This window comes from Bacillus sp. LQ16 (assembly GCF_057784645.1).
The window spans coordinates 2383024-2405094 of record NZ_CM173491.1 but is presented as its reverse complement, the minus strand read 5'-3'; the positions used below and the strand labels follow the sequence as shown (position 1 = coordinate 2405094).

Below are 22071 nucleotides of genomic sequence, written 5' to 3'. Positions count from 1 at the left end.
TATGTATTTATGTAAAACATACGTCACTCAAAAACCGAACGTATATTCCTATTAATATATTGTCTATAAAAACGATGAGTTTGTCAATTATCTACTTTATTATTTCTTCTTAAATAATGCTGTCCAAAGAAATGATTCTCCAAACATTTCATTCGGTTGTTTCATTTGTTTCATCCTTCTAATCTCAATTACCTCAAATTCTTTAAATATCTCTCTTAACTTTTCTTCCGAGTATGCAAGACCACCTTGTAGACTCCATTCTCTATATACGTCCCAATCTGTTATTTCTGATCCATTTCGCTCATCTAAATCGCCTGCTGCAAAACATGTTAATCCGAAATAACCACCCGATTTTAATGAGTTTTTAATTAAATCCACATAATTTATTCTTCTATGCGGTGGAATGTGATGCAAACAGCCCGAATCATATACAAAATCAAATTCGTTTTGAACCTCTAAATTAAAAATTGAATCACAAATAAAATGAATTTCTACCCCTTTTGCCAATGCCCTCTCTTTTGCCCAGTTAATGCCTTCTACAGATAAATCCACTGCTGTTACATCAAATCCTTCATTCGCTAGATAAATTGCATTTCTACCCGGACCACATCCAAGTTCTAATACTTTCCCTTTTAAAACTCTCTCTTTTTGTATATAAGAAACTAGATTCTCATCTGGAACATTTTCAAAAAACGGAACATCCTTTTCTCTATTCTCATAAAACTCATTCCAAAAGGGTTCAGCAGGTCTTAATAATGAATCAAGCATTTTTAAAATATCTTCTTGTGTGTGTAACGTTTCACTTTTCATTTGTACCCTCCATATTTCAATAGTCAGAAAATCATTATATAACTATCCGAACATTCGTACAAATTAAAGCTCCACATTTTATTTTTTCTTTATTTTTTAATTACTTTAAATACGGTAAATGAAATTACAAACTTTACTCTTATGGTGCAAATGCATACCAACCTAATCTTAAAATACAAAAAGAGCCACAAATTTTGTGACTCCTTCTGCATTAATAATTGTATCAGGATTTTTTATTATATATATCGATTTCTCTATTAACAAACGATATAACTCTTCATCCCAATTACCACTTCATACTTTAACGACCACGTCTTTGCTGACCTTGCTTTGTACTACCTTTTTTATTACTTGGCTTATTAAATGATCGGTTATTTTCATTTCTAGAACTATTTCTCGAACTATTTCTTGAATCACTTCTCGAGCTATTTCTCGAATCACGTCTTGATTCACTTCTTGAACCTTCGCGGCTATCTCTTTGACGATTTTGACCTGATTTCTTCGGAGCCGGCTTTGGTACCGGTTTTCCATTTTCATCTACACGTTTTATCTTCGGTTGTTCGATTATTTCTCTTTGTATTGGTGCACCAAGCGTTTTTTCAATTTCTTCTAAATGTTTTTCATCTTTCGCTGCAACGAACGTAATTGCAAGACCTGATCCACCTGCACGTCCTGTTCGGCCAATGCGGTGAATGTAACTTTCTACATCTTCAGGGATATCAAAATTAAATACGTGCGTTACACCATCTACATCAAGTCCACGAGCTGCTACATCCGTTGCGATTAAGTACTGAATTTTAGCTTCGCGGAAACTCTTCATAACTCTTTCACGTTTCGCTTGAGGTATATCACCATGAAGTTCAGCACAATTATAACCTAGTCCTTTTAAATTATCATAAAGCTTACTTGCTCTAACCTTTGTACGACAGAAAATAACTGCTAAAAATGGCTGATCACGATCCATAACAAAACGAAGTGCATCTGGCTTTGCACGATCTGTTGTCTCAATGACACGCTGTTCAATTGTATCTACCGTTACTTCTTCACTTTGTACTTGAATCATTTGCGGCTCATCCATATAACGTTTCGCCAATTTTTTAATATCTTTTGGCATCGTTGCTGAGAATAACATCGTTTGTTTACTACCAGGTGTCTCATCTAAAATATCTTCAATATCATATAAGAAACCGAAATAAAGCATTTGATCCGCTTCATCTAGTACAATCGTTGAAAGATTACTTAAATCAATTGTTTCACGTCGTATATGATCTAATAATCGTCCTGGTGTCGCTACAACAATATGTGTATTACCTTTTAATTTTCTCAATTGTTGTGCTACATCTTGTCCGCCATATATCGCTAGTACATTAATATCTTCTCTTTGAACAAGCATTTTTTTAATTTCAGTTGTAATTTGCAGGGCTAATTCCCTTGTTGGTGCAACAATTAAAGCCTGAACATCACTAGACGCTGGATCGATTTTTTCTAAAATCGGTAACACGAATGCTAACGTTTTACCCGTTCCTGTTTTCGCCTGCCCAATAATATCTTTACCTGACAGAATAACAGGAATTGCCTTCTCTTGAATTGGTGTTGCTTCTGTAATTCCATTTTCACGTAATGTATGATTAAAAGTTTCACTAATTCCTAATTCTAAAAAGTTTTTCAAATAGACCACTTCTTTTCCTTATTTTTCACATTAGCTTTCATTGTACCATTTGTTTCGCCAAATATGAAAAATAAAAAAATTCTTATCTTCTTTTTTTATATTCATCCTGTACTAGATGAACAAATTCTTTTTGCTTTTTCTCAGATTTTATTAATGCTTCCATGTTAGTAGAAGACAAAATGAACTTCTTAATTTTTCTATTACTCCAAATTAAACTTGTATACTTCGGATCTTCATGTAGATTTCGAAACCACTCTAATTCACTTAATTTTGCAATATGGTGTTTCAATTTCATGTCATTTCGAGGATAAAATAAAATGATATCTGCTATTACATCAAATAACGAACCCATCTTCTCCCCCCCTATACATATATATTTCAAATTTACGGAAACATAGTTAAAGGGTGATGGAATTGAACACTACATTCATAAAGATATTTTTCATATTTTTCTTACTATATTTTCAGTCGACCTCAATTATTATGGCAAAATCTCGAACAAATGTGATAAGTGAATTTAAACAAGCTTTACTCAAAAATGATAAAAAATTAATGCAGTCATATGTAACAGCAGGAGTTGAACTACCTACTTTCCAAAAGGAAAAACCTATTCATGAAATTAAAATAGTACCATCTCCAAAAGAAGATACTACAATTCTTATTTCTTATTTCAAAGGCACTAATGATGAATTTACTGTCGGTTTCATTTTAGAAATAGTAACAAAAAATAATAAAATATCTCAAATCAATCAAATTTATGATGGGAATCCACTTATGAAAGAAGCTACTATCGTAAAAGAATATGAAATGAAGTGTAAGGAACATATACTTACTCCTACAAAATTCCCGTTCGAAATTCACGAATTTCAAGGGTACATTTATAACGATTACTTAAACCTCCAATACTACAATGAAGATATTAATGAGATTTTTAAAATCACTGTTTCACCAGTTCAAAACAAATTAGGCTTCTATGTACCTAGTGGAGCTAAGTTCTACAGCTTAAAAAATAATATAAAAGCATTATATAATCCTCATTTTGATTCAGCATATGAGCTTATCTTTCAGCAGAATGGTTTTCAATATACAATTGCAATTGGTAACAAACGCTATATACAAGGTAAATATAACGTAAAGGATTTAATTCAAATTGCAGAATCTATGAATTAAAAAACCAATCTTTTCTATATCAAAAAGATTGGTTTTTTATTATTTTATACAGTAAGCTTTCCTCCATGATAGCAATAATACTGTGCTGCTTTAAAACTTTTAATCCTATTTAAAGACTGTTCCGCCCTTTCTATATCTAAACAAAAATTCGGATTAGCTATAACTAATTCTCGATTCTCTTGAACCGCTGCATCTCCTGTAATTACACAGTCTAAATTCGGAAAATATAATGAAATATGCCCCGAGGTATGTCCTGGCGTTGCCACTACTTGACATTCATTATTCAAAATCATTTGACCATCATGTACTTTTTCATCGACGGAAATATGTTTTATATTTTTTAACTGTTGTATAAACCATTTGCCAAATTCTTTTTCTTCATTTGGCATACGTTCTAACATTTCTTCAGCTTGAACTAACCTCTCTGATTTTATATCACCACTAATATAGTTAGATTCAATTTCACTAGCAATAACATTAATATTTGGATATTTCACTTTAAAATCATATACAGCCCCTATATGATCATCATCATAATGGGTAATAATTATATTCTTTAAGTTTTTCATCTCATATCCATGTTTTAATATTGCATTTTCAATTAAAGGTAAAAAACTTGGATATCCTGTATCGACTAACGTTAATTCATTATGTAATATAATTAAACTTGGATAAATACATTGTTTTTGCCCGTTAAATTCGAATTCAATTGGTAGTTCTATTATTTTCATTTTTCTTCCCCCATACCGCTTATAAAATGCATAATAATAACTAAATCATTCACATACATCTTACAATATATATACTATGTAGCGGAACACTGTGAATCGTTACATAATCCACATTATATTATTTTGAACAGGTATTCCCCTATTTTTATGGAAATATATAATTAAGAAAAACAATAAAATTGATTAATCTCTCTCTTCTTTGTCCATCCTTTTAAAAAATCTATGTTTTTGTAAAAGGAGTGTTTATATGGAGAAACAGACCCTTTGGAAAAAGTTCAAAAAAAGCTCTGTAAACCTCGGTAAATCCAGCGTATATGAAAGTATTATTTTATTCTACACAATGAAAAAGAAAGAATTACCTACTAAAGCGAAATTCATAATATTAGCCACTTTATCTTATTACGTATTAGCAATTGATTTCATTCCAGATATAGCTGCTATTATTGGGATCGGCTTATTAGATGATGTTTTAGCAATCGCTGTAGCGCATAAATATGTGATGCGCCATGCAGATGCTGAAATTCGAGAGAAGAGCAAAGTAAAGATGGAGTCATTATTTACTTCAGCACAAGCATAATTAAACTATCTAGTCATTTACCATGAGAGCATTGCAGAATAAATTCCTAAACAGTAAAAGAATTTCTCTTAGTCCTCAAACCGTAAACAAATAGGGTGTCAGCACTTATTCCTAAGTTCTGGCACCCTTTTATTTGTTCTTATTTCTATCTGTTATACAGTTGCATGTGTCCCCTTATACAAAACTGCTATTGCCGCGACTATAAGGATCACACCCATAAAAGCAGGTGCAGCATGACCAAGCGATACATAGATTTGCCCTCCAATAATAGGACCAATCATTCTTGCTAAAGCTTGAATAGATTGGCTTCCACCTTGAATCCTTCCTTGTTCACTAGAACTAACAGACTTTGAAAGCATCCCGTTGAATGAAGGTCCGAAAATTGAATCCCCAAAACCATACATCAGCATCCCAACGATAAGTAGTGGATAGAGTGAAAACAAAGCTGATGCCGCAATAGAACTGTATCCTATAATCTCCGAAACCATCCCAAGAATTGCTATTTGTTTATCACTAAGCTTGATCAAAAGCTTTGGCATGATAAAACTTTGTGAAACAATGTCTTGAAAGCCCAAAATTGAAAACATAAGTCCGATTAATGCAGGTTTCCAACTGAAAGTATCCATTGTAAATTGCGTGAAAATTGCTTGTAAAGATCCGTTAGGTATCCAAAGTAAAAACGCTGAGACAAGTAACCACTTTAAATTTTTCATGGAAAGTATGTTTGCTAGCTGTGCAAAAGGATTTAACCTTACAAAAGTAATCTCTTTCAACCTATTATTTTTTTCAAGGCTCTCAGGCATATATTTGATTCCATATACAACATTTATTAACGTTATGATTGCACCAAAATACATAGGTACAGTATCACCAAACTTGGCAAGTATCCCCCCAATGGTTGGGCCAATGATAGTTCCCGCACCTACAACTGCACTCACCCATCCAAAGTATTTCGTTCTCTGCTCTTTTGGAATAATGTCTGCAAAATATGCGAAGATAGTACTTATGCTCCCGCCTGTTATTCCTTCTATTATGCGTCCAGCAAATAGTACCCATAAAGCTCCTCCTATACCAAAAACTAAGTACCCAATTGCAGAACCAAATAAGCATATTAAAAGTAATGGACGACGCCCATATTTATCGCTTAAAGCTCCGAGTACTGGGGCAGCTAAAAACACGCAAGCCGCATATACGGAAGTTAGTAGTGTAACAACTAATGTTTGTTCTTCTGGATTACTTATATATGGCTGTACTAAGAATGGAACTACAGGCATGATGATACTGAAACCTATACCACAAAGAAATACAGAAATAAGTCCGAATAGTAAAGCATGTTTATCTATGTTTTTTTCAGTTTCCCTTTCATTTTGTGATCTAAATATAGACATTTAACTTCTCTCCTTAAAACATTTTTGTTGCTGCGTCAACAAAATGATAACCCCGTTTTGTTGATTAGTCAACAAAAATAACATAATAAAAAAGCAGCCTATTCTCATTAGAGTAAGGCTGCCTTTTCATTATTAAAATGTATTACGATTTAATATGTATACCTTGTTTCTTTATTTCTGCATCCAAATGTCTACTATACTTTTCCACAAAGCTAATTATACTGTTGAATTCTTCTTCAGTTACTTGCTCAAATACAGCTTTATCCCGCTCTTGAAACTCTTTATGCAAATTTTCATGGATTTTATAAATTTCTTTCCCTTGTTCGGTAAGCCTAAAATAAATTTCTTTCTTATTTTCTGACTTTTGGTAGCTTTCAACAAGGCCTTTTTGTATGAGCTTCTTAGTCATTCTACTTATAGCACCGCGAGTCACATAAAAAGCCTCTGCGAGTTGTGTCACGTTAGAATCTGCATTGTTTTCAATATATTCAATGCAGTGGACTTCAGAAGACTTAAAACCTTTAAGACCTTCTTCCATCTTATCTTTATTAAGCCAAACCAGCTTATTATATAATTCCCTGAAACCGTTCATGACCTGTTCTTCTTTATTCATGACCTGCCCTCCTCACCGCTCATTAGCATATTAAAACTATTATATTAAATTTCTGCTTATGTTTCGACAATATTGAAATAATTATTGTAACATTCAAGATATGTGTAAAAATTGGCGCTTAAATAAAACAATTCATTAAACAGCAAATTTATTGCTACTTACAGTAAACGGTAGACAAAAAGTAAGAGCTAAGATCATTTCTCTTAGCTCTTCTTTTATAAAACTATTTCACTTCATTAGCGACAAAAAAGTGCTCACATACACTTGATATGCGCTGTAAGTCCACGTTCCCACCGGATATAACAGCTACTACTTTTTTCCCTTTTATATAACTATCAACTTTTCCTGCAAGAAGTGCAGCAGTTGCTAATGCACCTGCACCTTCTACAACAGCTTTCCCACGTTGTAATAAATCTTTCATCGCTACTTCCAGTTCTTTTTCTGATACAGTTACAATATCATCTACTAATTCTTTTACAATTTCAAATGTTAATTCCCCTGGTATTTTAACTGCGCAACCATCTGCAATAGTAGGTGCCTCATAATGTTTTACGATTGCTCCTTTATCGTAAGATGCCTTCATTCCATGAACATTATCTGCTTGGACACCAATTATATTAATCGATGGATTAAAAGATTTTAATGCTACAGAAATACCAGAAATAATTCCGCCTCCACCTATTGGTACAATAACAGTATCTACATCCCACATATCATCAAGAATATCTAATCCAATTGTACCTTGACCAGCCATTACCTCTACATCATCATATGGATGTAAGTATGTCTCACCTGTTTCCCTTATAATTTCTTCACATTTTGCCTTTGCATCATCAAAGGTTTCACCATGTAAAATCACTTCAGATCCATATCCTCTAGTTGCTTCAACTTTCGCCTGCGGTGCAGAAATTGGCATAACAATTTTACTCTTAATACCGAGTAAATGAGCAGATAATGCAACTCCTTGTGCATGATTACCTGCTGAACATGCAATTACACCTTTTTCTTTTTCTTGATCCGTGAGCCGCGACATTTTATTAAATGCGCCACGAAATTTAAAAGAACCCGTTAATTGCATATTTTCTAATTTCAAATGAATTTCTCCGCCCGTTTTACTAGTCAAGTAAAAAGATTTTACTAATGGCGTTTTACGAGCATTTCTATCTAGAATCTTGTGAGCTTTTTTAATATCGTCTATATGTAATGGTAGTTTTCTAGTTATCATACTTACACCTCTTCCAATGTTCTATTCCTAAGTTTTCGTAAGTCGTAGCTCCTTTATACGAAAAGAAAAAGTCTTTATATATGTACCCCACTCTGAAATAAACACATTTGCAAACAATTTAACATCCTCTTCATATCACGTTCTTTATAATGATTCAGGCATGCAATTTGGATCCAGTTATTCTTTTGTAAATACGCTGATTCATAATGGACAATATATCCTTGTAAAGCTAACGCATCACCTACCGTTTTAGAAGACTGACCTTCGCTTAATTGAATTGTAAATATAATTTTCGCGGCATGTTCTTTAGGTGAAACAAGCTTTAACCCCATATCAGTAATAACTTCTTCAATATACTCGTATGTCTCTTTAATTTTTACAAATACCTTTTCATCTTCAAATCTCTTCAACGCTTCTTGCAATGCATAAATTAAATTCCATGATTGTGAGTATGGAATGCTTTCATTTTCTTCATACATACCAATGTCCATATAGGCCGGCACAGCCTCGTTTATTTTTACAATGTGGTTATGAAAAACGAAAGAAATTCCTGTATATGATTTAATCGCTTTACCGCTAACACCACTTGCAAAATACACATCCTTTAAGTCTAATGGTATTGCTCCAATTGAGCTTATGCAATCTACACATAGTTTTATTTGATTCTCGTTACAAAGAGTGTTTAGCTCGTTTAAATCGTTTAACATTCCAGTAGATGTTTCATGATGAACAAACCAAAGCCATTCATAATTTCCAGTTGTCATGATTTCTTCTAATTCGGTATAAATAAATGGATCTCCCATTTCCTTTTTATAAGTATCAAAATGTAACTGTGCTCGTTTTGCATGTCCAACTAATCTATTACCAAATTCCCCATTTGTTAATACTAGTCCTTTCCCTTTTAAAGAACGTAACTGTAAAGCGATCGCATCATTTGCTAACGTCCCTGTTCCTAACATAAGCTGTACATGTTTTGCTTTTGTCATGTAAAGTAACCGTTTTTTCACATTGTCCATCATCACTTGAAATGACTTAGAGCGATGCGAAATAGGCCGCGTAGAAAATGCCTTTCGAACGTTCTCTTCAATATCTACTGGACCAGGTAAAAACGTATATTCTTTCGTCATAATCCCCCCAACGCTCGATTCTTCAAACATAGCAGGGGTAACATACATTGGCTGGAAGGCCGCTTCTTCTGTACCAACTAACGTATGGAAAACTTTGAATCCCATTTGCTCATATAAAGCTAGTTCACGTGTTGTTGCAGAAATGAGTGCTAATTCATATCCATTTAGAAGCAAATAACGATGTAGAAAACGGATTAATCCTAACAACGCTCTTCCATTCCTATATTCACGTTCTACTGAAAGTAAACGAATTTCATACACTTTTTCTCCATGCTCTTGCAAATAAACATCTAAATTTGAAATTTTATAATCTAACGAGAATGGTCGTTTTCCCCGCACCGCGACCATACCTACTAATCTATCCTCATCTAAACAAATTAAATATGTATTTTCTTCATGAAACCGATCTATACGAAACCGGTCTTTCGTTTCTTCATGTTGCGGAATCTCTTCTACAAAAGTTTTATAATTTAATTTATGTATACTTTCAAATTCCCAATCTTGATCAGCAACTTTATAAATTAACCCCATGCCTTATCTCCTTTATCTATTTAATAAAAAATGATAAGTGGAGATTATCCCCACTTATTAAACATTTATTTTATTCTCGATTTACATATAGAATAAGTACAATAATCATTCCACTTAAAATAGTCGTAACAACAGAATAAGAATAAAGAATCATACAAATTGGTAAACAAGCAATCGTAATTAGTCCTGGCTTCGTAAATCCTTTGAATATTAAATAAAATACAATAAAAATGCCTATGAGGGTAAGCGCTATCAAATAATCAAATGCAATTAATCCTCCAATAAATGTTGAAATACCTTTACCGCCCTTACCTTTAAATAAAACTGGGTAAATATGTCCAATAATAACGGCCAATAATGTTAACATTACGAATGTAGGGTCTTCAAACAGATATTTTGCAACAGTAGCAACGATTGCCCCTTTAATCGCATCCCCAAAAAATGTAGCGATGAAATACCCTTTTCCATATACGCGCCCCATATTTCTTGCGCCAGGATTTCCGCTTCCTTCATCCCTAATATCAACGTTATGTCTCAATTTTGTTACTATATAAGCGGTCAATATGTTTCCAATTAAATAAGAAGCCACCAAATATAAAAACTGCATACTATTAATCATGTAATCATTCACTTTCTAAATAGGAATACATATACAATATTCAATTACTACGTATATTGTACGTTTTTAACATACATCCCTTTATACATTTTAACATCATATTTTTACAAATCATACAAAAATTCTCATGCGCTATTTTTAAAAATATATATCCCTCATTAAATAATATGTTCCTTTCACTGCCATTTCTGCTTGTGATACGAATGTAATTTCTTTCATACTTTCTTCACAGCATTTCTTAAATACAGCAAATATTTCAGGAACTAAACGCAATATACTGCCACTTACTGCAATTGGAGTTGAGCGCTTAAATTGCATCTTGTTATAAACATCTACCGTAATTCTTGCTAATTCCTTTCCAGCTTGCATCATAATTTCATGCGCATCATCATTGCCATCTCTCGCTTCCTGAATAACTAATGGGGCGATTGCTGCAATTTTATCTTTAGAAGAAGTATATATTAAGCTTTTTATATGAGACGGTGTCAAAAGTTGAAACTGCCTTTGAATATTCAAACTCAATGGACAAAGACTGATTCCTTGATCGAACTGAATTGCCATTTTCTTTAAAGCTTGTAATGCAATCCAATATCCGCTCCCCTCATCTCCTAAAATATGTCCCCATCCACCGCTATACTGATATACTTCTCCTTTTTTTCCTATACAAATTGCACCTGTACCACCTATAGTTAATATTCCATCCTTACCTTTTAAAGCAGCTGCATGTGCGATCATTGCATCATTAAAAATTTCAATTTTTGTTCCGTATTTCTTTTTTAAACGTAATGTTAATTCATTTGTATTCGCTCCGCTTATACCAGCTAATCCTAAACAAACACAAATACAATGCCCATTTATTAAACTCTTCTGGCATTGATTAATTGCTTCCATAATATGCACAAGAGCTTCTTCAAAATCTATTAATATGTTTCCAAAACCACTGGTAGCTCTTACAAGTTCATTTCCGTCTTTATCAAATGCAATTGCCTCGGTCTTCGTTCCCCCGCCATCTACTCCAATCATATACTTCATATGTTCGCCTCATTTTCATCTGCGTATGGAGGGAATGTTATATTCCCTAAAATTATGGAATTCTTAGCACCTGTTGCGCTCGGCACATTACTCGGATTACGATGATACGTTTCGTTTGCTAAAATAGCAAATGCAATTGCTTCTTTCGCTGCTGAAGAATGACCAATATCTTCTTGTATACATATGCTACATTTCTCTTCTCTTAATCCATTCCGTAACATTTCAACAAGTGTATTATTATAACTTCCACCACCACCTAAAATCACCTCATCAATTTCATAATACGGCAAAATAAACGCCTTATAATGATGAACAATTGAACATGCTGTAAACATCGTGACAGTTGCCAATATATTTTCTTTACTATGCTTTTTAAATCGATTCAATAATTCAGTCACAAACGCTTCTCCAAACTGTTCTCTACCTGTTGATTTTGGTGGTTTCATGTTCAAAAATGGATGGTTCATACAGTATGTTAAAATTTCATCTACAACTACCCCCTGCTTTGCAATCCAACCATTTTGATCATATGGTACATGAAATAATCTTTGACATACTTCATCGGTTACCATGTTGCCTGGTCCAGTATCAAAAGCAATAACACTCTCTTTACTTCGTTTACTTGGAACCACTGTAACATTACCAATCCCACCAATATTTTGTAGTAGTCTATTTTTAGTTTGATGCCGATATAAAATAATCTCTGAATATGGTACAAGTGGTGCACCTTGTCCCCCTGCCGCCATGTCCATCGTTCGGAAATTCGAGATAACCGTCGTGTTCGTTTCATATGCTATTACTGCTGGTTCCCCAATTTGCAATGTTGAAGAAATAATATTCCCTTCTTGCTTTGGCTGATGATAAATCGTTTGTCCGTGAGAGCCTATTAAATCTAATTGTCTCAAAGGAAAATTGGCCTCTTTACAAACTTCCTTTACAGCATTGGCGAAGCATAAACCAAGTTTAAAATTTAAACTACATATAAGTTGGACATTCGAAGTTTCAATTGATAACGCTTGTTGGATCTCATTTTTCATATCATTACAAAATGGAACAGTAGTAAAATGGATGAGTTGGATTTTAGAATCTACACCACTTCCTTCTATATGAACGAGCGCTACATCTATTCCATCTAATGAAGTACCAGACATTACCCCTGTAATATACATAACGTGCATGACCTCCTATTTACTAAAAAACAATCATGTAAGTAACGAACGTACAACAAATCGAAAACAATATAAATCTAAAAAACAACTGAGCTTTTGATGCAAACGATCCATCAATGAAAGAAACAACTACCGTAAGCAAAACGCTTGCCGCAATACTTGTAACAAGCCAGATACTATGCATTTGTGATAGATTTAGCATGCCTAATAAAGGGACAAAAAGTAAATTTGCACAAATCACTCCAAATAATAATAAAAATACGCCTTTATAACTAAATTTTATATTCATTCTATTTCCCCCTTTCTAGTTTTAATGTGAAAGAAGTGATAGACAAAAAGTCTATCACTCAAAATAACAGCGTGCAGATTAAGGATTAACAGATTCCCCGTCACCATTTTTTTCAATTTCAAGCATATTTTTGTCGTACATTTTAAAGAATGGTAAATAAATAAGGAACGATATTGCTATATTTATAAAAACTAATACAATCGCACGCCAATCTCCACCTGTTGCTAAATATGCACCAATTGGAGCAGGTAGTGTCCATGGCGGCATAATATGCGTTGGTGTTACAAATCCCATCGCAGTTGCTGAATATGCAACAGTTGCTGTTACCAGTGGTGTAATGATAAATGGGATAATTAAAATTGGATTTAGTACAATCGGTAATCCGAATATGACTGGTTCATTGATATTAAAAATACCTGGAACAATACAAGTTCTTGATAATGCTTTCGAATATTTCGATCGACCAAATATAATCATAGCTAATACAAGCCCTAACGTCGCACCAGAACCGCCAATCCATATAAACCATTGATATAACGGCTCTGGTGAAATAAATGGCAACTGATCTGCTCCACTAGCAACTGCTTCACCATTTTTCCCTAGGTATACTTCCCATAATGGCCTAGCAACAGTTCCAACAACCGACACACCATGGATTCCGAATGACCAAAAAAACGTAATTAAAAACACTGGAATCATTACACCGAAGTAACTATCCCCAGCTTTTACTAATGGTGCTGCTAATTTATCAACAACATGGTGTAAATCAATGCTAAAAACGACAGTTACTAGACTCATTATAATAATAACGAATGCTGCAGGTATAAGTGCTTCAAATGAACGCGATACAGATGGCGGTACTTGTTCTGGCATTTTAATCATTACATTTTTCTTCTTACAAAATCTTAAAATCTCTACGGATAAAATAGAAACAATCATCGTCACAAATAATCCATGACCTCCGAGATTTGTCATCGGAAGCATGAATCCTTTTTTATCAATTAACTCAGGCGTTAATGTTAAAAGTAGTGAACATACTGCGAGCTGTGCTCCTGATAAAGCATCTAATTTATAACTTTTCGCTAAATTATATCCTATTCCAAATGCGATATATAAAGACATAATAAACATGGTTAAACGATATGGTATCAATATACTTGTTTGATTCTTTAATGCCCAAACTGATATGAAACTATCTTTCGGCAGTGGTGGAAATGCTACTATTAAAAAGAAGCTTCCTACTATAATAAATGGTAACGCCGAAATAACTCCATCACGGATTGCTTGTAAATGTCTCTGCTCAGAAAGCCTTGCCATCGGTCCAGATAAGTTTTTATCAAGAAACGTGACAAACTTATTCATAACGTTTCCCCCTAACTTATTAATTCATTTACAGTTTTTAATAAAGTCGGGCCACCAAGCGGTGTGTATGCTTGCGGCGGTATGATGCCACACGGAATAGATTCCTCCTCTGCAAATTTTTTTACAGAGTCAAATCGGTGTCTTATTTGAGGTGCCACCATTACGACATCCCAGCCATTCTTTACTTCTTCCTCTACCTCATTCGTTCCAATTGCATGCACTTCCATGTTCACACCATTTTTCTCCGCTTCTTTTTTTAAAGCGTTTACAACAATTGCACTGGACATTCCTCCAGAACAGACGAACAAAACTTTCATTTATTAATCCTCCTATACTTATAATTTATTACCCTTCAAATGAAAGGAAGTTTCACTTTACTAACAAGCATATGAAGTAGTAAATGAATTTAGTTATAATGAAAGTAAATTTCATTAAAAATATTTTTCCTATTAAATTAATGTTTCAATATGCAATTTTCTCTATTGCAAAGTCAACCTCGCCTCATATATTATTTTAAATAATCATATGATAGGGAGGCGTATAAATGATCGTTAAACGTTTATTAATGATATGTTGTATCGTCATCTTGTTCATCCCTTTCTCTTTCATTCCCCCTCACTTTACTTATGCTGAAGTAAATACTACGTACAAAAAACATGAATTACGTGCTGTATGGATTGCATCTGTTCTGAATATTGATTGGCCCTCAAAAACTGGCTTACCCATTGAAAAACAGAAACAAGAATTTATAAGATTATTAGACAATGTAAAAAGCACTGGTATGAATGCAGTTGTTGTACAAATTAAACCAACCGCTGATGCTTTCTATCCTTCAAATTACGGTCCTTGGTCTGAATACATTACAGGAACACAAGGAAAAGATCCTGGTTATGACCCGCTCGCATTTATGATTGAAGAAACTCATAAAAGAAATATAGAATTCCACGCTTGGATTAACCCATACCGAATAACGATGAATCACACCGATATAAATCGATTATCAAATAATCACCCTGCAAGGCAACATCCCGATTGGGTTGTCACTTATGGCGGAAAGTTATATTACAATCCCGGTATTCCGGAAGTGAAAAAATTTATAACAGAAGGCGCTTTAGAAATCGTACAAAATTACGATATTGATGCGCTGCATATGGATGATTATTTTTACCCATATAAAGTAGCCGGTGAAGAATTTCCAGATCAGAAAACATACGAAACATATAATAATGGTAGATTTACAAATATAGAAGATTGGCGACGTAATAATGTAAATGAACTTGTAAAAGATTTAAATACTGCTATAAAACAAGAAAAATCATATGTAAAGTTTGGCATTAGTCCGTTCGGCGTATGGCGAAATATAGCTGACGATCCCACTGGCTCTAACACAACCGCAGGCCAAAGAAACTATGATGACCTTTATGCTGACACACGTGAGTGGATACAAAAAGGATATATTGACTACATTACACCGCAAATATATTGGAATATAGGTTTCACCCCAGCTGCATATGACATATTAGTAGATTGGTGGGTTAAAGAAACAAATAACAAACCGCTTCACCTATACATCGGTCAAGCGGCCTATAAAATTAATAATAACTCCGTCCCTGCTTGGTCTGATCCAGAAGAATATCCAAAACAAATTGCATTAAACCGGCTATATCCTGATATAAAAGGTAGTATGCATTTTAGCTTAAAAGATATTAATAACAATCCACTCGGAGTTAAAGATAGACTTTCAAAAAACATATATAAACATCCTGCATTAATCCCGCCTATGCCTTGGCTTGATCATGATCCACCAAAACAACCGACTTTAAAAGGCGCCATTCCAAGAGATGAAGGTATTGCAATCGGTATCATTGACAATAGAGATAATGATTCTGCTTATTACGCTATTTACCGCGTGAATGGGAAAAATGAAGTGGATATACAAAACCCAAAAAATTTACTTACTACTGTAAGAAAAACAAAACTTGGAGAAATTTATGTAGATAAAACCGCTATTTCTGGAGAAACGTATACGTATGTCGTAACTGCAGTTGATCGATTGCATAATGAAAGTGTGGCTTCTAGTCATACTACCGTTAGAGCAAAATAAAATCTCATAAAAAAAGCGCCTTAAAGCTGTGATACTTAGCTTTTAAGGCGCTTTTTGTTATTTATTCTTAAACTTCTCAGTCGCTGCCCTCATCTTCACATTTAAATCGTGATCAATCGAGTCGCGAATATCTCGCTCTACTACTTCCATTTCTTTTTTGAAATTTTCCAAGTAGATCTTCAGTTCTTCTTCCTTCTCTGGTCTTTGTGAAGGTGGTAATTGTACTACCAACGATAACATGGCCGTTAAATCTTTCATTAAGAATGTTTCAAGTTTATGTTGTTGTTCAAACATGCGTTGCTCTTGATAGTACGGAAGTGCATTTAATACCGAAATTGTAATATCATCAACCGTTCTTTGTAATGAAGGATTTATTGAGCGTTTATACGCTTGAATTGTATTTAATGCGTCTGGATAACGGTCATAAAAATACAATTTGTAAAATGATAAGTCTGTCGGTTTTACAGTTTGCTGCGTTTCTTGTCTTAAGAAATCTTTCACTTTCATCGCAGCCACATCAATATCTTCATTCGTAAGCTTTTTCGTAGTTTTTGCCATTACATGCACTTTTTTCTGCTTTTCTTTCGGTAACATCGAGAAGACTTGCTCTCTCGTCCGTTGACCTGATGCACAAAATAGAGTATTTAATGTATTTTGTTCTTTCTTTCCTTCGGTGCGAATCCAGCGATAAAACAGTGGATGTTGTGTAAATTCTTGTAGAAACGGTATTGATTTGTTTGATATCTTATCTAAAGAATCTTGCGCTCTTTTATATGGCTTCGTCCATGAAAAATACAGTTTCCGCCCGAAGTATACGACTAAAACAACGACAGTAAATGCTATTAAAAGCAATGTACCGAGTAGTAATAGTACTGTTTGAATGAAACTCATTTGTTCACCTCCTCTAATAATCCGTTATTTCCTTGGACGCTGAATGAGTTTCTGCTTCATCTCATCATTAAATGTGTCTAGTTCAATAACGAACTTCTTGCTTGACTCAATAATACGTTCTGACGATTTTTCAGATGCTTCAATTGCAGCGAACACATTTTGGAATGATTCACGTAATTTATCCATGCTAATAGCAGGGTTTTCAAGCAATTTCGTCGTTTCTTCTGTATTTTGTTTTAACGCTTGAGAATTACTTAATACCATCGATTCAATTGCTTCATTCGTCGCATTTACGGCATCAATTGTTTTCCGTTGATTCGTTAATGCAAGCTGAATAGCAGCTGAAACTGTTACAACGTTTTGTGTCATCGTAATCGCATTACGTATCGCCTCTGTTAATTTTTCATTATTTTTCTTAATGATGTCTACAGAAGCTATAGATTGTAATAATACACTTTTCGCTTGCTGCATATTACGTGTACGTACAAGTATCTTTTCTAATGCATCGTTAATTAATGGAATATCCCTTTGACGCTCTGGGTTTTGTTTCTCAGCTTCAAGCATGCCAGCAAGCTTTTTCCCTAAGTATACTTGTTTATCAAGAGCATGAATTTTATCGTGCGATTGTTCTTTTAACATTTCAAGACCAACTGTATCCTCTTGTAAGTTATCACGACCAATTAGAAGGGATCTAATAATTTCCTCAATTTGCTTATCTATAGATTGATATTTATGCACGTATGTTTCAAGTGGATTTTTCTTAAATACTTTAAACATAATTTTCTTCATACCACTTGCTTTTAATGAATTCGGATCAAGCTCTGATACTACTTTGCGTAATTCTAACAATGTATTTGGAATTTCTTCATTCTTTCCATTCATCATCGCTGTGACAGGACGTTTTAAAGCTGATAACGTTTGTCCTGCTGCTTGTTGCTCTTTATCCCCTAAATCTCCTAGCTGAGACAATACTTTTGATAAATCTGTATTTTGCTCGCTATTTAACTTTTGTACATAAAGATCAGCTTCTTTATTTAGTTCCTCTAATTCTGCATCTTTTATAACTGTATCAACTACTACTTCTACATTATTATCTTTCACAATGGATACAGGTTCTTTTTTCTCGAGTTCAGTCAACAAAATCGCTCCTTTATATATATGTGCGAATTTATATGCACTATATTTCATCTAATATATTGTATTTCATTTGCAAACAGCCTATATGAAATCAATTTTCAAGAAATACCTGCTTATGCAGTCATTCCCTGTTTCTTACTATAAGTATACCTGTAAACAACATAATTTTCCTCAGACTTAAGACCTAGAGGCCGACATGCTGAAGGCGGATTCTTCGTATGTTACGTATATAAATTACGTCCTTCCCATACTACTGCACGCAACCTTTTGACATACACCCTTTTTCAATGTGATAATTATATTACACTCAATCCTATTTCTTCTTACGCGCTACAAATGCACCCTTTTGAAATGCCAATAATACTGTTTCAAACATTTCATCTTCTTCAATCATTTTTATAAACTCAACTAATTCACTCGCATGAGAAGTAGCATTATCGACAACAAGAAGACCTTGTGGTTGTAAAATGCGTTTTATATGTTCAAGCCACCACATGTATTGCGTACGCTCTGAATCTAGGAAAATAAAATCAAATGAATCATCTAGTTGTGAATCTAAAAATGCCCCTGCTTCTTGATTGTGAACATCAATCCTTTGTAAAAGGTTTGCCTTTTCAAAATTGACAAGTGCCTCTCCAACTCGTTCTGAAGAAAGCTCTACAGTTGTTACATTTCCATTTGTTTCTTCTACCGCATTAGCCAACCACAATGTAGAATAACCATTAGAAGTTCCAATTTCTAAGATATTTTTTGCATTACACCCTTTTACTAAAATTGATAAAAATTGCCCCATCTCACGAGAAACATTCCGTAATTTTTCTTCCCGTATTTTTTTATTCCGATCATGCTCTTCTCCATATTGTTCAAGTTGAAGTAATAATGAATCTAACGTATCCATTCTTTTCATCGCCTTTCCAAGCAATATGATGAAAAAGCTCTTGCTGCCCGTCTACTTTTATTATATGCGAAACGAAATCCTTTTTCCCGTTATATGACAAAGATTTATAATTTTTTATAGCATATTGTTTCGTTTTTTGGTAAAGTTAATTTCTACGTGCAATTATTCCATTCATATTATTTCATATTAAAATTGCAGTTATTAAATTATATAAACCCCATTTAAATGAATCGGTATTTCAAATTCAATTAAGCGCCCTTTTCGGACGCATTTTCTTTGTTTATATATTTCCAGAAGAAAGGATGCTTACAAATGAACGTGATTAGCTTAGATGCTGCTCGAAAACGAAAGCAGCATAAAAAATTAATGATTACTATACCGATTATTACACGTATTTATGAAGAAGACGGGGAAATTAAATTTGAGGTAGCTGGCGAAAAAGATGTACCTCTTGAAATGTTAGAAAAATAATAAAAAAACGCATTTCTAAAGAAATGCGCTTTTTTATATTTTTACATTTAAATGCATAAGTTTTTCAGGATTAACCATCATATAAATATTTGAAATCTTCTCATCCTCAAATGCAAACGAAAGAACATACGTTACTTTATTATTTATTGTAACTATAACTCCTGGTATACCATTTACCATTTTAAAATCAACAGTGTACTCTTCTGTCAATCGTTGTGCAATCCCAAAGAACAAGCGAATAATTCGATCTGCAGAATAAATCGGATTGATCGCAGTTGTAACTTTACCGCCACCATCAGCTTTGAATATAGCATCTGTTTTTAATACTTCCAACATACCTTCCGTATCCCCACACTGTAATGATGCTACAAACTTTTCAACATAAGAAGCCATTTTCTCCGTGCTTAATTTTGATTGCTTCGGTTTCTCCAACATGCTTTTTCGTGCACGTTGAAAGATTTTTCTACAGTTCACACTACTCTTATCAACAATTGAAGCTATTTCTTCGTATTCATAACTGAAAACCTCTCTTAATATGAAAACAATCCTTTCTACCTCAGATAGTTGTTGTAAAAGTAATAAATATGCGGTGGAAAGGGATTCTTTCATTATAAATGACTTTGATGGCTCATCACTCTCGTCTACAAGTGGCTCTGGTAACCACATCCCTACATACACGTTACGTTTATGCGCTGCCGATCGTAATTTATCAATTGAACGATTTGTCGCCATCTTACATAAATATGCTTTCATATTTTCTATAGATTGAGGATCTTCTATATTATTTAGCGAGATAAATACATCCTGAACGATATCCTCAGCATCCATAACACTCCCAAGGATTCTGTATGCTAACGAAAATAATAATGGTTGATACGCTTCATATAACTGCTCCGTTTCCATGATGAACTGCCTCACTTTCATATTGCTTTAAAATGTGTAACGCTGCTCGTTTCCCACTTGCTACCGCAGCATCAGCTAATATTTCATCATGCCCTGCCCAATCTCCTGCAACATAAACACCTGGCATTTCAGGTATATTAGGACCCGGATTTTCAACACGGTCAATATGAGGAAAATCATGTACTACTGTTATTTTCGGTAAATATTGCTGTGCAACAACTTCTCTTTTCCAATTTGGATGTAACAACTCCATCGTACTTTCCAACTGTTCTTTATCTTCATGAATGTGATTCATCTCTAGCACAGGATTATGGTACTTAATTAGACTCACTGCAATTGATCCATCTTCACTTAATTTAGCTGCTCTCGATTGATTTGTGAAAAATATAGGTCGATCTAATCCTAATACAAATTGATGTGTAGGATTGGGTAATTGTCTCAAGCCAATATCTAATGCAGCAACAGTAACCGGTACCGATTGTTCATTCCATCTATGCAAACTTGTTCCTTCTGCACCTTTTATTATTTTACAAGCCTCTTTTGGCGGAGTCGTCACGATGACTGTACCTACTTCAAAAAACTCATCATCAACACAATGTATTCTTTGTTTATCTTCGTAATGCTCTATTTCCAAAACATGCTTTTTAGCCAAAAATTTCACTCCGACATCATTCGCTAAATCTCTTAATTTTGTTATTATCGTCTCCCAACCACCATCTACATAAAGCACTCCTTCTTTTATAGAAAGCTGTATTTGCTTTAGTACAGATGATGCTAATTGTATTGTAGGAGCAAACGTATATGTTGTTGTCCGACATAACGCATAAAATATATTGCGAACCATTGGATCTTTTATTTCATTTTCTGCCCATGTAGTTAGACTCATTTTCGGAACTTCTCCTATATCTAAATTTCCTAAACGAATCATAAGACGTGAGAATTGTACTTTTGCAGACCACGAAAGTAGTGGTGTTGATAAAATTGAGCGAAAATCTGTTGGGATGGTGAATATATCCCCTTTCCATATTCCATGTGCTTTTGTAGATGGTATTCCACCTGGAAGATTCAAACCGAGCTCATTAAAAGTTATAAACGCTGCCCCGCCTCTATATAAAGCATGTGCACCAAGATTCATGCAGATTCCATTTTTATTTATAGTCATCCCTCGGCCACCGAGTTGACTGGATTTTTCTAATACAATCACTTTCTTTCCAGCTTTCGCTAAATATATAGATGCTGTTAATCCAGCAAGCCCACCGCCAACAATTGCTACATCAAATGTATTCATAATAAAATCCCTCCTTATCGTTCTACATACAAGACGAACGATTAAGGAGGGATGTGACATGAAAATA

The 22071-nt window shown here is 34.0% G+C and carries 23 protein-coding genes; 4 read left to right on the top strand and 19 right to left on the bottom strand.

Features of this window, described 5'->3' with window-relative positions:
• Positions 1-99: 99 nt before the first annotated feature.
• The 3 genes from AC3EMB_RS12110 to AC3EMB_RS12100 form a co-directional block, all read right to left on the bottom strand.
• Positions 100-810 (bottom strand): class I SAM-dependent methyltransferase, encoded by a 711-nt coding sequence (locus AC3EMB_RS12110; RefSeq protein WP_053564497.1) that lies wholly within the window; start codon positions 808-810, stop codon positions 100-102.
• A 301-nt stretch (positions 811-1111) separates the two neighbouring features.
• A complete protein-coding gene (locus AC3EMB_RS12105) occupies positions 1112-2488 on the bottom strand; it encodes a DEAD/DEAH box helicase (RefSeq protein WP_090976572.1) in 1377 nt (458 codons plus the stop codon).
• 73 nt (positions 2489-2561) lie between these two features.
• Positions 2562-2831, bottom strand: a complete 270-nt coding sequence (locus tag AC3EMB_RS12100; protein ID WP_197241730.1) for a hypothetical protein — start codon at positions 2829-2831, stop codon at positions 2562-2564.
• Between the two features lie 56 nt (positions 2832-2887).
• On the opposite strand from AC3EMB_RS12100, the gene AC3EMB_RS12095 reads away from it, so the two are divergent.
• The gene (locus AC3EMB_RS12095) at positions 2888-3649 is read left to right on the top strand and encodes a hypothetical protein (protein ID WP_423099544.1); all 762 of its coding nucleotides are present in this window, start codon (positions 2888-2890) and stop codon (positions 3647-3649) included.
• A 44-nt stretch (positions 3650-3693) separates the two neighbouring features.
• Here the strand turns inward: AC3EMB_RS12095 and AC3EMB_RS12090 are convergent, their stop codons facing one another.
• Entirely contained in the window at positions 3694-4380 is a 687-nt protein-coding gene (locus AC3EMB_RS12090) for an MBL fold metallo-hydrolase (protein ID WP_197241731.1), read from the bottom strand.
• A gap of 247 nt (positions 4381-4627) precedes the next feature.
• On the opposite strand from AC3EMB_RS12090, the gene AC3EMB_RS12085 reads away from it, so the two are divergent.
• Positions 4628-4957, top strand: coding sequence for a YkvA family protein (locus AC3EMB_RS12085; RefSeq protein WP_078401247.1), 330 nt, complete (start codon positions 4628-4630; stop codon positions 4955-4957).
• A gap of 152 nt (positions 4958-5109) precedes the next feature.
• Here the strand turns inward: AC3EMB_RS12085 and AC3EMB_RS12080 are convergent, their stop codons facing one another.
• From AC3EMB_RS12080 to AC3EMB_RS12035, 10 genes are all read right to left on the bottom strand, one after another.
• Positions 5110-6345 carry an MFS transporter gene (locus AC3EMB_RS12080; RefSeq protein ID WP_423099000.1) on the bottom strand — a complete coding sequence of 412 codons (1236 nt, stop codon included), beginning with the start codon at positions 6343-6345 and terminating at the stop codon, positions 5110-5112.
• 142 nt (positions 6346-6487) lie between these two features.
• On the bottom strand, positions 6488-6958 hold the full coding sequence (locus AC3EMB_RS12075) for a MarR family transcriptional regulator (protein ID WP_001030904.1): 471 nt from the start codon (positions 6956-6958) through the stop codon (positions 6488-6490).
• Between the two features lie 223 nt (positions 6959-7181).
• The gene (gene tdcB, locus AC3EMB_RS12070; RefSeq protein WP_488517710.1) at positions 7182-8183 is read right to left on the bottom strand and encodes a bifunctional threonine ammonia-lyase/L-serine ammonia-lyase TdcB; all 1002 of its coding nucleotides are present in this window, start codon (positions 8181-8183) and stop codon (positions 7182-7184) included.
• A gap of 74 nt (positions 8184-8257) precedes the next feature.
• Positions 8258-9841: an aminotransferase class V-fold PLP-dependent enzyme gene (locus AC3EMB_RS12065; RefSeq protein WP_226605546.1), complete on the bottom strand. Its 1584-nt coding sequence runs from the start codon at positions 9839-9841 to the stop codon at positions 8258-8260.
• 70 nt (positions 9842-9911) lie between these two features.
• Positions 9912-10460 (bottom strand): glycerol-3-phosphate 1-O-acyltransferase PlsY, encoded by a 549-nt coding sequence (gene plsY / locus AC3EMB_RS12060; RefSeq protein ID WP_071729933.1) that lies wholly within the window; start codon positions 10458-10460, stop codon positions 9912-9914.
• A gap of 138 nt (positions 10461-10598) precedes the next feature.
• On the bottom strand, positions 10599-11492 hold the full coding sequence (locus tag AC3EMB_RS12055; protein WP_098679860.1) for a BadF/BadG/BcrA/BcrD ATPase family protein: 894 nt from the start codon (positions 11490-11492) through the stop codon (positions 10599-10601).
• On the bottom strand, positions 11489-12661 hold the full coding sequence (anmK, locus tag AC3EMB_RS12050; protein WP_423098995.1) for an anhydro-N-acetylmuramic acid kinase AnmK: 1173 nt from the start codon (positions 12659-12661) through the stop codon (positions 11489-11491). Before anmK ends, AC3EMB_RS12055 begins: the two co-directional genes overlap by 4 nt.
• 22 nt (positions 12662-12683) lie before the next feature.
• Positions 12684-12950 carry a hypothetical protein gene (locus AC3EMB_RS12045; protein ID WP_001021962.1) on the bottom strand — a complete coding sequence of 89 codons (267 nt, stop codon included), beginning with the start codon at positions 12948-12950 and terminating at the stop codon, positions 12684-12686.
• 78 nt (positions 12951-13028) lie between these two features.
• On the bottom strand, positions 13029-14312 hold the full coding sequence (locus AC3EMB_RS12040; protein ID WP_001032277.1) for a PTS sugar transporter subunit IIC: 1284 nt from the start codon (positions 14310-14312) through the stop codon (positions 13029-13031).
• Between the two features lie 11 nt (positions 14313-14323).
• Positions 14324-14629 (bottom strand): PTS sugar transporter subunit IIB, encoded by a 306-nt coding sequence (locus AC3EMB_RS12035; RefSeq protein WP_000865907.1) that lies wholly within the window; start codon positions 14627-14629, stop codon positions 14324-14326.
• Positions 14630-14856: 227 nt separating this feature from the next.
• Here AC3EMB_RS12035 and AC3EMB_RS12030 point away from each other — a divergent pair, with 227 nt between their 5' ends.
• Positions 14857-16416, top strand: coding sequence for a glycoside hydrolase family 10-like protein (locus AC3EMB_RS12030; RefSeq protein WP_075677015.1), 1560 nt, complete (start codon positions 14857-14859; stop codon positions 16414-16416).
• A 57-nt stretch (positions 16417-16473) separates the two neighbouring features.
• Here the strand turns inward: AC3EMB_RS12030 and AC3EMB_RS12025 are convergent, their stop codons facing one another.
• From AC3EMB_RS12025 to AC3EMB_RS12015, 3 genes are all read right to left on the bottom strand, one after another.
• Complete coding sequence (locus AC3EMB_RS12025; protein WP_000008372.1) at positions 16474-17307, bottom strand: DUF3974 domain-containing protein; 834 nt, start codon at positions 17305-17307, stop codon at positions 16474-16476.
• Between the two features lie 24 nt (positions 17308-17331).
• On the bottom strand, positions 17332-18444 hold the full coding sequence (locus AC3EMB_RS12020) for a toxic anion resistance protein (RefSeq protein WP_000137396.1): 1113 nt from the start codon (positions 18442-18444) through the stop codon (positions 17332-17334).
• A gap of 313 nt (positions 18445-18757) precedes the next feature.
• Complete coding sequence (locus AC3EMB_RS12015) at positions 18758-19351, bottom strand: O-methyltransferase (RefSeq protein WP_098679868.1); 594 nt, start codon at positions 19349-19351, stop codon at positions 18758-18760.
• A gap of 303 nt (positions 19352-19654) precedes the next feature.
• Here AC3EMB_RS12015 and AC3EMB_RS12010 point away from each other — a divergent pair, with 303 nt between their 5' ends.
• A complete protein-coding gene (locus AC3EMB_RS12010) occupies positions 19655-19813 on the top strand; it encodes a hypothetical protein (protein WP_001100984.1) in 159 nt (52 codons plus the stop codon).
• Between the two features lie 33 nt (positions 19814-19846).
• Here AC3EMB_RS12010 and AC3EMB_RS12005 read toward each other — a convergent pair whose 3' ends face one another.
• Positions 19847-20716: a sigma-70 family RNA polymerase sigma factor gene (locus AC3EMB_RS12005; protein ID WP_000447147.1), complete on the bottom strand. Its 870-nt coding sequence runs from the start codon at positions 20714-20716 to the stop codon at positions 19847-19849.
• The gene (locus tag AC3EMB_RS12000; protein WP_488517709.1) at positions 20694-22004 is read right to left on the bottom strand and encodes a phytoene desaturase family protein; all 1311 of its coding nucleotides are present in this window, start codon (positions 22002-22004) and stop codon (positions 20694-20696) included. The genes AC3EMB_RS12005 and AC3EMB_RS12000 overlap by 23 nt, the downstream gene beginning before the upstream one ends.
• Positions 22005-22071 lie beyond the last annotated feature (67 nt).

What these genes read in the sequence shown, in the direction of transcription:
- AC3EMB_RS12040 (WP_001032277.1), bottom strand. Translation starts at nt 14,312, where the DNA reads ATGAATAAGTTTGTCACGTTTCTTGATAAAAACTTATCTGGACCGATG.
- AC3EMB_RS12015 (WP_098679868.1), bottom strand. Translation starts at nt 19,351, where the DNA reads ATGAAAAGAATGGATACGTTAGATTCATTATTACTTCAACTTGAACAA.
- AC3EMB_RS12085 (WP_078401247.1), top strand. Translation starts at nt 4,628, where the DNA reads ATGGAGAAACAGACCCTTTGGAAAAAGTTCAAAAAAAGCTCTGTAAAC.
- tdcB (WP_488517710.1), bottom strand. Translation starts at nt 8,183, where the DNA reads ATGATAACTAGAAAACTACCATTACATATAGACGATATTAAAAAAGCT.
- AC3EMB_RS12095 (WP_423099544.1), top strand. Translation starts at nt 2,888, where the DNA reads ATGGAATTGAACACTACATTCATAAAGATATTTTTCATATTTTTCTTA.
- AC3EMB_RS12075 (WP_001030904.1), bottom strand. Translation starts at nt 6,958, where the DNA reads ATGAATAAAGAAGAACAGGTCATGAACGGTTTCAGGGAATTATATAAT.
- AC3EMB_RS12045 (WP_001021962.1), bottom strand. Translation starts at nt 12,950, where the DNA reads ATGAATATAAAATTTAGTTATAAAGGCGTATTTTTATTATTATTTGGA.
- plsY (WP_071729933.1), bottom strand. Translation starts at nt 10,460, where the DNA reads ATGATTAATAGTATGCAGTTTTTATATTTGGTGGCTTCTTATTTAATT.
- AC3EMB_RS12005 (WP_000447147.1), bottom strand. Translation starts at nt 20,716, where the DNA reads ATGGAAACGGAGCAGTTATATGAAGCGTATCAACCATTATTATTTTCG.
- AC3EMB_RS12035 (WP_000865907.1), bottom strand. Translation starts at nt 14,629, where the DNA reads ATGAAAGTTTTGTTCGTCTGTTCTGGAGGAATGTCCAGTGCAATTGTT.
- AC3EMB_RS12065 (WP_226605546.1), bottom strand. Translation starts at nt 9,841, where the DNA reads ATGGGGTTAATTTATAAAGTTGCTGATCAAGATTGGGAATTTGAAAGT.
- AC3EMB_RS12090 (WP_197241731.1), bottom strand. Translation starts at nt 4,380, where the DNA reads ATGAAAATAATAGAACTACCAATTGAATTCGAATTTAACGGGCAAAAA.
- AC3EMB_RS12030 (WP_075677015.1), top strand. Translation starts at nt 14,857, where the DNA reads ATGATCGTTAAACGTTTATTAATGATATGTTGTATCGTCATCTTGTTC.
- AC3EMB_RS12080 (WP_423099000.1), bottom strand. Translation starts at nt 6,345, where the DNA reads ATGTCTATATTTAGATCACAAAATGAAAGGGAAACTGAAAAAAACATA.
- AC3EMB_RS12100 (WP_197241730.1), bottom strand. Translation starts at nt 2,831, where the DNA reads ATGGGTTCGTTATTTGATGTAATAGCAGATATCATTTTATTTTATCCT.
- anmK (WP_423098995.1), bottom strand. Translation starts at nt 12,661, where the DNA reads ATGTATATTACAGGGGTAATGTCTGGTACTTCATTAGATGGAATAGAT.
- AC3EMB_RS12025 (WP_000008372.1), bottom strand. Translation starts at nt 17,307, where the DNA reads ATGAGTTTCATTCAAACAGTACTATTACTACTCGGTACATTGCTTTTA.
- AC3EMB_RS12110 (WP_053564497.1), bottom strand. Translation starts at nt 810, where the DNA reads ATGAAAAGTGAAACGTTACACACACAAGAAGATATTTTAAAAATGCTT.
- AC3EMB_RS12010 (WP_001100984.1), top strand. Translation starts at nt 19,655, where the DNA reads ATGAACGTGATTAGCTTAGATGCTGCTCGAAAACGAAAGCAGCATAAA.
- AC3EMB_RS12000 (WP_488517709.1), bottom strand. Translation starts at nt 22,004, where the DNA reads ATGAATACATTTGATGTAGCAATTGTTGGCGGTGGGCTTGCTGGATTA.
- AC3EMB_RS12055 (WP_098679860.1), bottom strand. Translation starts at nt 11,492, where the DNA reads ATGAAGTATATGATTGGAGTAGATGGCGGGGGAACGAAGACCGAGGCA.